10 protein-coding genes are annotated in these 15,356 nt (G+C 69.6%); 8 read left to right on the forward strand and 2 right to left on the reverse strand.

Going from position 1 to position 15,356, the window contains the following annotated elements; translation table 11 throughout:
* Positions 1–8 precede the first annotated feature (8 nt).
* The 8 genes from INR38_RS04205 to INR38_RS04240 all read left to right on the forward strand — a co-directional run bounded on the left by INR38_RS04205 (position 9) and on the right by INR38_RS04240 (position 11,763).
* A complete protein-coding gene (locus tag INR38_RS04205; protein ID WP_034397640.1) occupies positions 9–3,203 on the forward strand; it encodes a multidrug efflux RND transporter permease subunit in 3,195 nt (1,064 codons plus the stop codon).
* Complete coding sequence (locus INR38_RS04210; RefSeq protein ID WP_207442536.1) at positions 3,196–4,629, forward strand: efflux transporter outer membrane subunit; 1,434 nt, start codon at positions 3,196–3,198, stop codon at positions 4,627–4,629. Before INR38_RS04205 ends, INR38_RS04210 begins: the two co-directional genes overlap by 8 nt.
* 150 nt (positions 4,630–4,779) lie before the next feature.
* Positions 4,780–5,934 (forward strand): FAD-dependent oxidoreductase, encoded by a 1,155-nt coding sequence (locus INR38_RS04215; RefSeq protein WP_278251391.1) that lies wholly within the window; start codon positions 4,780–4,782, stop codon positions 5,932–5,934.
* Positions 5,935–5,995: 61 nt separating this feature from the next.
* The gene (locus INR38_RS04220; protein ID WP_192368613.1) at positions 5,996–7,081 is read left to right on the forward strand and encodes a hypothetical protein; all 1,086 of its coding nucleotides are present in this window, start codon (positions 5,996–5,998) and stop codon (positions 7,079–7,081) included.
* A 53-nt stretch (positions 7,082–7,134) separates the two neighbouring features.
* Positions 7,135–7,806, forward strand: coding sequence for an XRE family transcriptional regulator (locus tag INR38_RS04225; RefSeq protein WP_198819772.1), 672 nt, complete (start codon positions 7,135–7,137; stop codon positions 7,804–7,806).
* 151 nt (positions 7,807–7,957) lie between these two features.
* The gene (locus tag INR38_RS04230; protein WP_207442537.1) at positions 7,958–9,022 is read left to right on the forward strand and encodes a homocysteine S-methyltransferase family protein; all 1,065 of its coding nucleotides are present in this window, start codon (positions 7,958–7,960) and stop codon (positions 9,020–9,022) included.
* Positions 9,023–9,044: 22 nt separating this feature from the next.
* Positions 9,045–10,445, forward strand: coding sequence for a Fe-S oxidoreductase (locus tag INR38_RS04235; protein WP_207442538.1), 1,401 nt, complete (start codon positions 9,045–9,047; stop codon positions 10,443–10,445).
* 319 nt (positions 10,446–10,764) lie between these two features.
* Positions 10,765–11,763, forward strand: a complete 999-nt coding sequence (locus INR38_RS04240; protein WP_207442539.1) for a porin — start codon at positions 10,765–10,767, stop codon at positions 11,761–11,763.
* Here INR38_RS04240 and INR38_RS04245 read toward each other — a convergent pair whose 3' ends face one another.
* Both INR38_RS04245 and INR38_RS04250 read right to left on the reverse strand, forming a co-directional pair.
* Complete coding sequence (locus INR38_RS04245) at positions 11,764–13,416, reverse strand: methyl-accepting chemotaxis protein (RefSeq protein WP_071953894.1); 1,653 nt, start codon at positions 13,414–13,416, stop codon at positions 11,764–11,766.
* Positions 13,417–14,011: 595 nt separating this feature from the next.
* Positions 14,012–15,313, reverse strand: coding sequence for a CaiB/BaiF CoA-transferase family protein (locus INR38_RS04250; RefSeq protein WP_099732545.1), 1,302 nt, complete (start codon positions 15,311–15,313; stop codon positions 14,012–14,014).
* Positions 15,314–15,356 lie beyond the last annotated feature (43 nt).

The following is a 15,356-nucleotide window of genomic DNA, read 5'->3' on the forward strand; positions in this document are numbered from 1 at the left end:
GAAGCACCATGGACTTCTCCAAATTCTTCATAGACCGGCCGATCTTCGCGGTCGTGCTCTCCATCATCCTGTTCGCCGTGGGGCTGGTCGCGATTCCGCAACTGCCCGTGGGCGAGTATCCCGAGGTCGTGCCGCCCAGCGTGGTGGTGCGCGCCACCTATCCGGGCGCCAATCCCAAGGAGGTCGCCGAGTCGGTGGCCGTGCCGCTGGAGGAGGCCATCAACGGCGTCGAAGGCCTGATGTACATGAAGTCGGTCGCGGCGTCCGACGGCAGCCTGCAGGTGGTCTCCACCTTCCGCCCCGATGTCGATCCCGACACGGCCGCCGTGCGCGTGCAAAACCGCGTCAGCCAGGCCCAGAGCCGTCTGCCCGAGGAGGTGCGCCAGTTCGGCGTGACCACGCAAAAGCAGTCGTCCACGCCGCTGATGTACGTGGGCCTGGTTTCCCAGGACGGCCAGCATGACGCGCTGTACCTGCGCAACTACGTCACGCTCAAGATCAAGGACGTGCTGGCGCGCATTCCGGGCATTGGCGACGTGGGCATCTACGGCGCGGGCGACTACGCCATGCGCGTGTGGCTGGACCCGGACAAGGTGGCCGCGCGCCAGCTCACGGCGCCCGAGGTGATTGCCGCCATCCGCGAGCAGAACATCCAGGTCTCGGCCGGGCAATTGGGCGCGCAGCCCAGTCCGCAGAGCGCGGACAAGCTGCTGTCCATCAACGTGCGCGGGCGGCTGAAGACGCCCGAGGAATTCGGCAGCATCGTGCTCAAGGGCGGCGCGGACGGCCAGGTCGTGCGCCTGGCCGACGTGGCGCGCATCGAGCTGGGCGCCAGCGACTACACGCTGCGCTCGTGGAGCGACAAGAAGAACATGGCGGCCGTCGGCATCTTCCTGTCGCCCGGCGCCAATGCGCTGGGCGTGGCCGAGCAGGTCTACGCGGCCATGGACAAGCTGTCCCAGGACCTGCCCGAGGGCGTGGCCTTCGAGACGGTCTGGGACCCCACGGTCTTCGTGCGCGACTCCATCAAGGCGGTGCAGAGCACGCTGATCGAGGCCGTCATCCTCGTGGTGCTGGTGGTCATCGTCTTCCTGCAGACCTGGCGCGCCTCCATCATTCCGCTGCTGGCCGTGCCCGTGTCCATCGTCGGCACCTTCGCGGGGCTGTACCTGCTGGGCTACTCCATCAACACGCTGACCCTGTTCGGCCTGGTGCTGGCCATCGGCATCGTGGTGGACGACGCCATCGTGGTGGTGGAGAACGTGGAGCGCTACATCGAGGAAGGGCACACGCCCCTGGAGGCGGCCCACCTGGCGATGAAGGAGGTCTCGGGCCCCATCATCGCCATCGCCCTGGTGCTGTGCGCGGTCTTCGTGCCCATGGCCTTTCTCAGCGGCGTGACGGGTCAGTTCTACAAGCAGTTCGCCGTGACGATTGCCATCTCCACGGTGATCTCGGCCATCAACTCGCTGACGCTGTCGCCCGCGCTGGCGGCCAAGCTGCTGCAGCCGCGCGGCGCGCCGCGCGATCCGCTGGCGCGCGGGCTGGACCGCAGCCTGGGCTGGCTCTTCCGGCCCTTCAACCGCTTCTTCGACCGCAGCGCCCACGGCTACCAGAACTCGGTGGGGCATTCGCTGCGCCGCCGGGGCCTGGTGTTCGCGGTCTATGCGGCGCTGCTGGCGGGCACGGCCGTGCTGTTCCAGGCCGTGCCGGGCGGCTTCATCCCGCTGCAGGACAAGCTGTACCTGTTCGGCGGCGCCAAGCTGCCCGAGGGGGCTTCGCTGAACCGCACGGATGCGGTCACGCGCCAGATGGTCGATGCCGCCAAAAGCGTGGAAGGCGTGGACATGGTCGCCGCCTTCGCGGGCTTCAACGCGCTGCAGTCCACGACCACGCCCAACCTGACCAGCGCCTACATCATGCTCAAGCCCTTCGGCGAGCGCACGCGCAGCGCCGAGGCCATCAATGCCGAGCTGGGCGCGAAGTTCTCGCAGATCGAGGGCGGCTTCGCCTATGCGCTGATGCCCCCGCCCATCCAGGGCCTGGGCAACGGCTCGGGCTACTCGCTGTTCCTGCAGGACCGCGCGGGCCTGGGCTACGCGGCGCTGCAGCAGGCGCTGCAGGCCTTCCAGGCGGAGATCGCCAAAACGCCGGGCATGACCTACCCGGTCAGCAGCTACCAGTCCAACATCCCGCAGCTGGAAGTCAAGGTGGACCGCACCAAGGCCAAGGCCCAGGGCGTGGCGCTGACCGACCTGTTCCAGACGCTGCAGGCCTACCTGGGATCGGTCTACGTCAACGACTTCAACGCCTTCGGCCGCGTCTGGCGCGTGATGCTGCAGGCCGACGCGGACCACCGCCAGACCGTGGAGGACATCGCCAGTCTGCGCACGCGCAATGCGCGCGGCGAGATGGTGCCCATAGGCTCCATGGTCACCGTGGTGCCCAGCTTCGGCCCCGACCCGGTGCTGCGCTACAACGGCTTTCCGGCGGCCGACCTGATCGGCGACTCCGACCCGCGCGTGCTGTCCTCGGGCGAGGTGCTGGCCAAGCTCCAGGAGATCGCGCAGCGCACGCTGCCGCGCGGCATCGAGCTGGCCTGGACCGACCTGAGCTACCAGCAGGTGGAGCAGAGCAACGCCGCGGCCGTGGTCTTCGCCATTGCCGTGATGCTGGTCTTCCTGGTGCTGGCCGCGCTCTACGAAAGCTGGACGCTGCCGCTGGCCGTGATCCTCATCGTGCCTGTGTGCATCTGCGCGGCGCTGTTCGGCGTCTGGCTGGCCGGGGGCGACAACAACGTCTTCGTGCAGGTGGGACTGGTGGTGCTGATGGGACTGGCCTGCAAGAACGCCATCCTGATCGTGGAATTCGCACGCGAGCTGGAGCTGCGCGGCGTGGGCATCGTCGATGCCGCGCTGCAGGCCTGCCGCCTGCGGCTGCGGCCCATCGTCATGACCTCGATCGCCTTCATCGCGGGTGCCGTGCCCCTGCTCATCGGTGGCGGCGCGGGCAGCGAGGTGCGTGCGGCCACGGGCGTGACGGTGTTCTCGGGAATGCTGGGCGTGACCCTGTTCGGCCTGTTCCTCACGCCGGTGTTCTACGTCACGCTGCGCCGGCTTTCGGGCCGCGCGCTGACGGGGCATGCGCCTGCGCATTCCACCGGGCCTGCCCAGCCCGCCTCCCTGGAGTCCCCACATGCCTGAGATACGCAAGTCCCTGAGCCGCCACGCGCTGGCGCTGGCATCCGCCGCCCTGGTGGGCGGCTGCGCGGTCGGCCCCGACTTCAAGGCGCCTGCGGCGCCGCGGGCCGCAGCGCAGTTCGCGCGGGCCGAGCCTGCACCGGCCACCCCCCAGGCCGAGCCTGACGCCGCCTTCTGGCGCCAGTTCCAGGACCCGCAGCTGACGCAGCTGGTGGAGCGCGCGCTGGGCGACAACCAGGACCTGCAGGTGGCGCTGGCGCGGCTGGACGGTGCCCAGGCGCTGCTGCGCGAAAGCCGCTTCGACCAGCTGCCCACGGTCACGATGTCGGGCCGGGCCACGCAGCAAAAGCTCAGCGAGAGCGAGGCCTTCTATGGCCCGCGCAGCCAGCGCAGCTACACCGCCGGATTGGCCGCCAGCTGGGAGATCGACGTGTTCGGCCGCGTGCGGCGCAGCATCGAGGCGCGGCATGCAGACCTGCGCGCCGATGCGGCCGACCTGGCGGCCCTGCAGGTAGCCATTGCGGCCCAGGTGGCGGGCAGCTACGCCGACCTGCGCGGCTGGCAGCAGCGCCTGGCCTTGGCGCAGGCCAATGCGGCCAACCAGCAGGACACGCTGCGCCTGGTGCAGCTGCGCCTGGCGCACGGCAGCGGCACCGAGTTCGACCTGGCGCGCGCCCAGGCCCAGCTGGAGGCCACGCGCTCGCGCATTCCCGCGTTGCAGGCGCAGATCGCCATGGCGCAGCACCGGCTGGCCGTGCTCACGGGCCAGGTGCCCGAGGCGCTGATTGCCGCGCTGGATGTGCCTGCCGCCCTGCCGCAGCTGCCGCCGGCCATCGACCCCGGCACGCCGGCCGGCCTGCTGCGCCGGCGCCCGGACGTGGCCGTGGCCGAGGCACGGCTGCATGCGGCCACGGCACGCATCGGCGTGGCCACGGCCGACCTGTTCCCGCGCCTGTCGCTGGGCGGGCTGCTGGGCAGCACGGCGTTGCACGGCGGCGCGCTGTTCGAGGGCGCCAGCGCCCGCAGCAGCGTGTTCCTGGGCGTGGACTGGTCCTTTCTCGACGTGGGCCGCGTGCGGGCGCGCATCGCGGCCAGCGAGGCCGGCGCCCAGGCCGCGCTGGCGCAGTACCAGCAGACCGTGCTGCTGGCGCTGGAGGACACGGAGAACGCCCTGGTGCGCCTGCAGCGCACGCGCAGCGAAGACGCCCACCTGGCGCAGGCCGCCGAGCAGCGCCAGCGCGCAGAACAGCTGGCGCTGCGCCGCTACCACCTGGGCAGCGTGGGCCTGTACGAAGTGCTGGATGCGCAGCGCGACCTGTATGCGTCCCAGGACGCGGCCGCCGACAGCCGTGCGCGCGGCCTGCGCGCCGCTGTCGCGCTGTACCAGGCCCTGGCCGGTGGCTGGGACGGAAAGCTGCCGCCGGCCTGAGCGTGCGGCGCGCATTGCCACAAGGGACGGCCAGGCGCCGTCCCTTTTTTCTTGTGCTGCGTACCCGGTGAAAACCACGAGGATCAGGGGCTTGCCTCATTTTTTCTTATCGGATAATTTTCTCATTGGAAAAAAATGGAGCAATGGATGATGGAAAGCCAGGTTCTGGATTTCGCCGTGATCGGTGCCGGCATGGCCGGCGCCTCCGTGGCCTGGCGGCTGGCCGGTGCGGGCGCCTCGGTGCTGGTGCTGGAACGCGAGCCGCAGCCCGGATACCACGCCACAGGCCGCTCGGCCGCCATGTTCATGGAGAGCTACGGCACCGCGCAGATACGCGCGCTGACACGCGCCAGCCGTGGCTTCTACAGCGCGCCGCCCGAAGGTTTTTGCGAGCACGCGCTGCTGCAGCCGCGCAGCGTGCTCTACATAGGAACGGCCGGCCAGGAACCCCAGCTGGACGAGGCTCTGGCCATGTACCGCCGCGACGGCCTGCGCGCCGAGCGCATCGACGCGCGCCAGGCCTGCGCCCTGGTGCCCTGCCTGCAGGAGAGCCTGCTCGTGGGCGCCGTGCATGACCTGGACGCCATGGACATCGACGTGGCCGAACTGCACCAGGGCTTTCTGCGCGGCATGGCGCGTGCCGGTGCGCGGCTGCGCTGCGGCGCCGAACTGTCCGGCGCCGAGCGTGAGGTGGATGGTGATGGCCAGGGCCTGTGGACCCTGGTGCTGCAGGACGGGTCGCAGGTCCGCGCCCGCGCCGTGGTCAATGCCGCAGGCGCCTGGGCCGATGCCGTGGCCCGGCTGTGCGGCGCGCGGCCGCTGGGCATCGAGCCCCGGCGCCGCTCGGCCTTCACCTTTGCCGCACCCGAGGGCGAGGACATCCACGGCTGGCCTGCCGTGATCGGCGTGGACGAGAGCTTCTACTTCAAGCCCGATGCAGGCCAGCTGCTGGGCTCGCCCGCCAATGCCGATCCCGTGCCGCCGCACGATGTGGTGGCCGAGGAGCTGGACGTGGCCATGGGCATAGACCGCATCGAGACACTGACCCGCCTGCGCATACGCCGGCCGCGCCATGTCTGGGCCGGGCTGCGCAGCTTTGCGCCCGACGACGACTTCGTGATCGGCTGGGATGCGCAGCGCGAGGGATTTTTCTGGCTGGCCGGGCAGGGCGGCTACGGCATACAGACGGCAGCCGGCGCCTCGGCCGCCGCGGCCGCGCTGCTGATGCGCGAGCCGCTGCCCGCCGAACTGCTGGCGCAGGGCGTCGATGCCCTGCGGCTGAGTCCGGCGCGCTTCGCGGCCTGACCCGTCATCCCTTTTTCACCTTTTCAGCCCCCGCAACACACAACAATCCAAGGAGACAGGCATGGGTGCATTCAAGGAAGTGAGCAGGATTGCCGGCGCTTTCGTCGGCGTCATCGTCGGGGCGGGCTTCGCCTCGGGGCAGGAGATATTGCAGTTCTTCGCGGGCTTTGGCGCCATCGGCCTGGCGGGCTGCCTGGTGGCGGCCCTGGCCTTCGTCTTCCTGTCCATGGCGTTCTCCACCATGGGCCAGCGCCTGCAGGCCGGCTCGCACAAGGAAGTGGTGCAGGCCCTGCTGGGCCGGCATGTGGGCATGGTGTTCGATGTGCTGATCACCTTCTTCCTGTTTGCCATCACGGTGGTCATGCTGGCGGGCGCGGGTTCGCTGCTGCACCAGTGGCTGGGCCTGCCCGAGGTCTGGGGCAGCGTGCTGGCCACCGTCGCCACGGTGCTCATCGTCTGCCTGGACGTGGGCCGGGTGATCGCCTTCATCGGCGCCGTCACGCCGCTGCTGGTGTTCATGACCGTGGTGGTCGCCGGCTACGTGCTGCTGACGCCCCACGGCGACATGGCCGCGCTGGAGGCCGCCGCCGCCACCCAGCCCCGGGGCGCGGGCCACTGGCTGGTGGCGGCGCTGCTCTATGTCTCCTACAACGTGGTGGCGGGCATGCCCTTCCTGGTGATCATGGGCGGGCAGGCCAGCTCGCGCCGCGTGGCGCTGTGGGGCGGCGTGGCGGGCGGGCTGCTGCTGGGCCTGCTGATGCTGATGATCGCGGCCGCGATGTACTGGCGCATGGATACGCTGGGCGGCCTGTCCATGCCCATGCTGTCGCTGGCCACGCAGATCTCGCCCTGGCTGGGGCACCTGATGTCGCTGGTCATCTTCGGCATGATCCTCAACACGGCCGTGGGCATGCTCTATGCCTTCGTGGCCCGCATCCTGCCGGCCGGCACGCCGCGTTTTCGCTGGGGCACGGGCGTGGCGGGCGTGCTGGCCCTGGGCGGCAGCTTCGCGGGCTTCATCACGCTGGTGGGCATGGTCTACCCGGTCTATGGCTACATCGGCTTCGCCCTCATGGCCTGCGCGCTGGTGGGCTGGCTGCGCATGGGCCGCAGGCAGGCGCCCGGGGCCGGCCTGCGCGGCGCCTGACTGCCGGGCCTGACCCTAGAATCGGGCGGTCGCCAGCCCCGATCGCCCGCTTCATGCCCAGCCCCCGCACCAGATCCAGCCCCAGGTCCAGCCCTCTCCCCACGCCAGACCAGGTCCTCGCCGCCGTGCTGCCGGGCGCCCGCACGGCCGCCGCCATGCCTGCGGGCAAGCACGAAGTGGGCGCCAAGCTGCGCAAGGCGCGCAAGGAGCGCGGCCTGACGCTGCAGCAGGTGGCCGAAAGCAGCGGGCTGGCCGTGTCCACCATCTCCAAGGCCGAGCGCGGCCAGATCGCGCTGAGTTACGAGAAGGTGCTCATGCTGGGCAACGCGCTGGACATCGACATGACACGGCTGTTCATGGTCGGGGACGCCCAGCAGGCGGCCGGCGACACGCCCACCGTGGTCAAGGACTGCTTCGAGGACGTGCAGCGCTACGAGACCGACCAGTACCTCTACAGCGTGCTGTGCGGCGCCTTCCCGGGCAAGAAGATGCAGCCCCTGGTGGCCGTGATCAATGCGCGCGAGGCTGGCGAATTCTCCGAAACCATCCGCCATGCGGGCCAGGAGTTCGTGATGGTGCTCTCGGGCCGGGTGCGCATCCTGTTCGAGAACGGCGAATCGGTGGAGCTGGGCCGCCACGAGGCCGCATATTTCGACAGCGGCGTGGGCCATGTGTATGTGAGCCTGAGCCGCCAGCCGGCTCAAGTCGTCTCTGTCTGCACCTGAAATCAACGGCATCCCCTGAGCTCCTGGCTTTGGCCGCGCCAGTTTCCGTGCATCTCCGTGCATCGCGCTTGGTGCTGGGGGCGCAGGCCGTTTTTCTGGGGGAATCCTCGTGCCCGGCACGGCCGCCCCGGAGTTCCTACAATCGCTGCCCATGAGCCTGCCCCAGTACACCCGCGCCAAAGAGCTTCCCGCCATCCTTGCCAAGCGCCTCGTCATTCTTGACGGCGCCATGGGCACCATGATCCAGCGCTTCAAGCTGGGAGAGGCCCAGTACCGGGGCCAGGGCTACACGGGCCCCGGCAGCGTGGGCGACCGCTTCAAGGACTTCCCGCATGACGTCAAGGGCAACAACGAGTTGCTGTCGCTCACCCGCCCCGACGTGATCCGCGACATCCACGACAAGTACCTGGCCGCCGGCGCCGACCTGATCGAGACCAACACCTTCGGCGCGACCACGATTGCGCAGGACGACTACCACATGGCCGATCTGGCGCGCGAGATGAATTTCAAGAGCGCCCAGCTGGCCCGCGCGGCCTGCGACAAGTACAGCACGCCCGGCCATCCGCGCTACGTGGCCGGCGCCCTGGGCCCCACGCCCAAGACGGCCAGCATCAGCCCCGACGTGAACGATCCGGGCGCGCGCAACGTGAATTTCGAGCAGCTGCGCCAGGCCTACCTGGAGCAGACGCTGGCGCTGATCGAGGGCGGCGCCGACGTCATCCTGGTCGAGACCATCTTCGACACGCTCAACGCCAAGGCCGCGCTGTTCGCGGTGGACGAGGCCTTCGAGCAAAGCGGCGAATGCCTGCCCATCATGATCAGCGGCACGGTGACCGATGCCTCGGGCCGCATCCTGTCGGGCCAGACGGTGACGGCCTTCTGGCACAGCGTGCGCCATGCCAACCCGCTGTCCATCGGCCTGAACTGCGCGCTGGGCGCGGCGCTGATGCGCCCCTACGTCCAGGAACTGAACAAGGCCGCGCCCGAGACCTTCATCAGCTGCTACCCCAACGCCGGCCTGCCCAATCCCATGAGCGACACGGGCTTCGACGAGACGCCCGAGGTCACCAGCCGCCTGGTGCACGAATTCGCGTCCGAAGGCCTGGTCAACATCGTGGGCGGCTGCTGCGGCACCACGCCGGACCACATCGGCGCCATCGCCAAGGCCGTGGGCAGCACGCCCACGCGCCGCCTGTTCTACCCGGAATCGGCCTGATGGCCCGGGCGGAGCCTCTGACATGAGTTCGCCGCTGCCGCCCGTCCCGTCCCCTGCCGCAGGGCTGCCGCTGCCAGTGGCAGCGCCTGTGCCCGGCCCGGCCGCTGGCGCGCCGGTGGGGCCACAGGCTCCGTCCGCTGCGGTGGCGCCGGCTTCGCCCGCGTCACCCGCTTCCCCCGCGTCATCCGCCTCACCCTCCGCTCCCGTCACGCCGCCAGCGGCCACGGCCGTGCGCTGGTCGCCCGAGATGCTGCAAAGCCTGCGCCTGCAGGCCTTCGAGCAATTGGTGGCCCAGCTGGCGCGCCAGGTCCAGTCCAGCCCCGGCGCGCCCGCGCCGCAGTGGCCGGCCAGCGGCGTGTCCGAGGCGCTGGGCCGTTTGCTGGAGGCCTTGCTGGCCCAAGTAGGTACCCAGCAGGGCCAGGCCCTGCAGTTGCTCGCGGCCCAGCCGGGTTCGGCGGCCTTGCTGCAGGCGCTGGCCGCCGGCACGACAGCTGGTGCAGCGGCGGCCGGAGGGCAAGCGCAGCCATCCCAGAGTCCGCAGACGGGGACATCAGCCTCTGCCCAGGCCGGCACCGCGCCGCAGGCGGCATCTTCCTCGCCTGCATTGCAGGCCGCAGCCTCCCTGCAGCCCTCTGCTGCCGCAGTGACGCTGGCCGTGGCAGCCGCCAAGGCCAAGGTGGTGGATGCGCTGCTGGCCGGATCGGGACTGGCGCCGCAGGCCGGTGCCAGCGCGCCTGGAGGTGTTGCAGGCGGCGCAACCCAGACCCTGCCCGCGCTGCAAAGCTGGTGGGTGCAGCAGGGCACGCTGCTGACGCCCCAGGGCGAGCGCGGCTTCACGCTGAGCCTGCAGGTGCCCCAGGCCTGGGCCCAGGCGCAGGGCGCGGCCATGGCGCTGGCGGCCGCATCGGCTTCCGCGCCGGGTGCGGCCCCTTTCACGGCGGCGGCACTGCCTGCGGGCGCCGCGCTGCCCTTGGCGGGCGCGCAGGCCACGGAGCCGGGCCTGCGCCTGCCGCTGGATGCCTCGCTGCAGTCCCTGGCCTCGGGGCCGGTGGCCGTGGTGGTGCAGCCGCGTGGCGCCGATGCGCTGCGCACCAGCGCCCTGCTGCTGCTGGAGCTGCAGCCGCTGCGCCAGCCGGGCGGCGCCATGGCGTCGCCGGCCGGCCTGGCCTCGGTGGCTTCGCTGTCGCCCGCGTTCGCGCAGGAGGTGCAGCAGATGCTGCAGCAGCGCAACGATCCCTGGCTGCACATGGCGGCGGCCCAGGCCTCGGGCGCCTTGCCGCGCGAGCGCCGCGCCTTCGAGCACCAGTCGCATTTCTGCACCACCGAAGGCTGCCAGTACGAGGGCCGCGCGCCCTGCGCCCAGCCTTTTTGCAGCGAGATGAACCGCCTCTGGGACGTGTCGCGCACCGAGCGCAGCCGCTGACGACCTGGCCCCGGCCCGGGGCCGCCACGCTACGAAACTGACCGGGCCTGACGGTGGCGTGGTCATCGCCGGCCCCAGCTTTCATAATGCCGGCTGTCGTTCGCCATCTGCGCGGATGACGTCTTTGGCCGGGATGTGCAATGAATGTGCAGCGATCATGCTGCGATCTGCATCCTGGCTGCCTCCAAGTCGCTGCAAGCCACCAGCCCGCCGCGCACCTTCCAGCCACCTCTGTCGTGGCAACCCCCGTCGCCGTTTGCGCATGCCCCCGGGCCGCGCCGGTGTTGTGCCATCTTTCATTTCCAGGAACCCGTTCAGGATGCGTTGTACCTCCCGCTTGACCCTTGCTTCTCTCGCCGTTGCGGCTGCCCTGCCGGTGGCTGCCCAGTCATCTGCCACAGGCTCCAACGTCACCATCAGCGGTTATCTCGACGCTGGCGTGTTCCGGGATTTCGACAAGACCAGCAAGCTGGGCACGATTCAGCGCAGCAACCTGGCGATTGCCGGTTTCGAGGACCTGGGCGGTGGCCTGAAGGCCACCTTCCGGCTGAGCACGCGCTTCGACCTGGACACGGGCCTGACCGAGGACTATCCGAAGAAGCCCTTCTGGCATGACGAGTCCACCGTGGGCCTGCAGGGCAGCTGGGGCCATCTGCGTCTGGGCCGCGCGCTCAGCGCCATGTGGAGTCAGGAGTGGCAGTTCGATCCCTGGGGCAACTTCAACCGCATCGCCTCGCCGGCCTGGCACATGGCCCACTACCTGACGCCGACCGACCGCGCCAGCAACAACGGCTCGCCCGAGTACGGCCGCATGTCCAACGGCGTGTTCTACGACTCGCCCAAGTTCGGCGGCTTTTCGCTGCACCTGAGCGCCTCGCCCGAGCGCACCGAGGCGCCGGGCCGCCAGGGCCGTGCGCGCTCGGTGTCGCTCAACTACGACCAGGGCGCGGTGGCGGCCATGCTGGCGCACGAGCGCAACGGCAGCGGCGACACCGACCTGTACATGGGCGGCAAGTACCGCATCGGCACGGCAGCGGTGATGCTGGCCTATGACCGCAGCAAGTCGGGCACGCCCGGCACGGGGCCCGACAAGTCGCGCATGGTCTCGCTGGGCGCCACCTACGGCATCGGGGCGACCACGCTCAAGGCCAGCTATGCACGCCAGCGCCTGGACCGCGATACCAACAACATGCTGTCGCTGGGCGCCGAGTACGCGCTGTCCAAGCGCACCATGCTCTACACCAGCCTGGGACACCAGCGCTACGAGAACCAGAGCTCGCGCACCGCTTTCGGCGTGGGCATGGCCCATTCCTTCTGATCAATGCGCTTCCCAGCGGCCTGACTGGGCAGCGCTGGTGATCCTTGCCAGGCCTGGAGCCGGCATGGGCTGAGGGGTTGCGGGCAGGGCGGTGAGTTCCAGGCCTTGCTCCAGCTTGAAGACGCTCACGGCCTGCTGCAGGCCATAGGCCTGTTCCTGCAGGGACTGGGCGGCGGCGGCGGCTTCCTCGACCAGGGCGGCGTTCTGCTGGGTGACCTGGTCCATCTGCGAGATGGCCTGGTTGATCTGCTCCAGGCCCGCCGTCTGCTCGACGCTGGCGGCCGTGATCTCTCCCATGATGTCGGTCACGTTGCGCACGCTGCTGACGATGTTCTGCATGGTCTGCCCGGCCTGCGCCACCAGGGCAGAGCCGGTGCTGACCTTGCCGTTGGAGTCCTCGATGAGCAGCTTGATCTCCTTGGCCGCATCGGCGCAGCGCCGCGCCAGGGCGCGCACTTCGGCAGCCACCACGGCAAAGCCCCGGCCCTGCTCGCCGGCACGCGCGGCTTCCACGGCCGCGTTGAGCGCGAGGATGTTGGTCTGAAAGGCGATGGCGTCGATCACGCCGATGATGTCGGCGATCTTGCGCGAGGAGGCATGGATGGCGCCCATGGTGTCCACCACCTGGGAGACCACCTCGCCGCCTTGCTGGGCGACGGCCGAGGCCGAGGCTGCCAGCTGGTTGGCCTGGCGCGCGTTGTCGGTGTTCTGACGCACCGTGACGGTGAGCTGCTCCATGGAGGCAGCGGTTTCTTCCAGCGAGCTGGCCTGGTGCTCGGTGCGCACCGAAAGATCGTTGTTGCCCGAGGCGATCTGGCTGGAGGCCGTGGCGATCGAGTCCGTGCCACTGCGCACCTGCCGGACGATGTGGATGAGGCTCTGGTCCATGCGGTGCAGTGCGTGCAGCAGCTGGCCTGTTTCGTCGGTGGTGGTGGCCTGGATGCGGCGCGTCAGGTCGCCTTCGGCCACGGCCTGGGCCACGCCCAGGGCCTCGTTCAGCGGACGCGCCACGATGCGCGCCAGCGTGAGCGCCAGGGCCAGCCCCAGCAAAATGCTGGCTCCCAGCAGGCCGACCACCCAGATGCGTGCGCTGCGGTAGAGGGCATTGGCATGGTCGTTGGCCTGCTGTCCGCCTTCGTGGTCGATCTGCACCATGCGGTCGATCTGGTCATACAGGCGTCGGCTCAGCTCCAGCGATTCGCCCTGGGCCAGCACCAGGGCTTCGTCCTTGCGGTCATTGCGCGCCAGGGCCATGACCATGGCGTGCTCCTTGGCGTACTCGTTGCGCAGCCGGCCCAGTTCGTCGTAGGCGGCTTTCTCCGGCGCGGAGCTGATGAAGCTGGCGTAGTTGTCGTAGCTGGTCTGGGTCTTCTTCCACAGCTCGCCCATGATCCTGTCGAAGGCACCGATGTCCTGCTCGCTGGTGGATATCAGGTACTGCAGCTCGTTGACGCGGTAGCGGGCCGTGGTGGCGCGGATGTCGAGCAACATGCGTGATGAAGGCATCCAGCGCGTGGCGATATCGATGGAGGCCTGGTTGATCCGGCTGAGCTGCAGCACGGCATAGAGGCCCACGAAGGTGGTCAGCGCCAGGACGGCCACGAAGGCCAGCAGCAGCTTGGAGGAGATCTTGAGATTGCGAAAGGCTTGCATGGCGAAGTCCTGTAGGCGTGTCCCTTGAACGGCAAGGGGGAAAAAAGGCGTGCAGCAGGGCGCACCTTGCCTGCCGTGCAGAGCAAGGTGGAACGGGTATCAGCGAAAGAGAAAACGAGGGCCGCAGTGCCCGCTCAGGGTGGGAACCAGCCCGAGGTCCGGCAGATGCGGCCCTTGATGCGGGGCCTCATGGCGCAGGCCCTGTCCGTGCGCCTGCGCTGCGGCGGGCGCTTCGCGGGCATGCCGCAGCAGCGGGGAAGATGCAGAGGATTGCGAACCGTCCGCCTGCACCGTTTGGCACGCGGATACCTGCTGCAGCCAGGCGTTCGGCGGCGGCTGCCGCGCGCTGGGGGCGGGCATTGCGGGTAGTTGTCCTAGGGACTTCGGACAGGGAAAAAGTGGCTATCTGCATCTGTGGTGGGGATTATTTCCGCACCGTCTGAGGATGAGGATGCCCACCATCTGATTTTGGATAGGACGTGTCCTAAAAGCCGTTTGCAGGCCCGCAGCCCAGCCATCCGCGTCTGCGGATGGCCGGCTTCAAGGCATCGGAAACTTCAGCGCATCAAGGCGACCGGCGTCTGTCGCCAGTCGCTCAGACCACGCCCTTGCCGCGCAGGGCCTGCAGCTGCTGCGCATCCAGGCCCAGGCGCTCGCGCAGCACCTCGTCCGTGTGCTGGCCCAGGGCGGGCGGCGCATGGCGCAGCGTGGTGGGCGTGTCCGACAGGCGCAGCGGGCTGGCCGTGGTCACCACGCGGTTGATGGTCTCGCCCGCAGGCGGCGTGGCGCCCGGATAGCGCTCCTGCTCCACGCGCAGGCCGCGCGCGCGCACCTGGGCATCGTCGAAGGCCTGGCCGATGTGGTTGATGGGGCCGCAGGGCACGGCCTTGTCCTCCAGCAGCGCGATCCACTCGGCCGTGGGCCGGCCGCGCGTGAGTTCGGCCATCAGCGGGATCAGCGCGTCGCGGTGGATGACGCGGCCGGCATTGGTGGCAAAGCGCTCGTCGCGCGCCCAGTCCACGCCGGCCGCCCCGCAAAAGCGCGCGAACTGGCCGTCGTTGCCGATGGCCAGCAGCATGCGGCCGTCGGCCGTGGGGAAGTCCTGGTAGGGCACGACGCTGGGGTGGGTGTTGCCCTGGCGGCCCGGCACATGGCCGGTGTTCAGGAAGCCCGCGCCCTGGTTGGCCAGCACGGCCATGGCCACGTCCAGCAAGGCCATGTCGATGTGCTGGCCCCGCCCCGTGTGGTGGCGCGCCTCCACGGCGCCCAGGATGGCCGTGGTCGCATACATGCCGGTGAACAGGTCGATCACGGCCACGCCCACGCGCAGCGGGCCGCCGCCGGGCTCGCTGTCGGCGCGGCCCGTGATGCTCATGAGGCCGCTCATGGCCTGCACCAGCAGGTCGTAGCCGGCGCGCGGCGCATAGGGCCCGGTCTGTCCGAAGCCCGTGACCGAGCAGTAGATCAGGCGCGGGTTCAGCGCGCTCAGCGAGGCGTAGTCCAGGCCGTAGCGCTTGAGGCCTCCGGTCTTGAAGTTCTCCACCACCACATCGCTTTGCATGGCCAGCTCGCGGATCAGCTGCTGGCCCTCGGCCGTGGCCATGTCCACGGTGACCGATCGCTTGTTGCGGTTGCAGGCCGCGAAGTACACGGCGTTGTCCGAGGGATTGCCTTGCGCATCGGGAAAGAAGGGCGGGCCCCAGTGGCGCGTGTCGTCGCCCTCGCCGGGCTTTTCGATCTTGATCACGTCGGCCCCCATGTCGGCCAGGTTCTGGGTGCACCAGGGGCCGGCCAGCACGCGCGAGAGGTCGAGCACGCGCAGATGGCCCAGCGCTCCTGCGGTCTGGGTGGCCGTGGTGTGGATGGGGCTGGGGGAGGGGGTTTCTGTGTGGTTCATGGGCTGAGGCGGCTATCCCGGGCAGATGGGCCCATGCTACGGC

This window comes from Delftia sp. SD018, assembly GCF_017355445.1.
GTDB lineage: Bacteria > Pseudomonadota > Gammaproteobacteria > Burkholderiales > Burkholderiaceae_C > Comamonas > Comamonas acidovorans.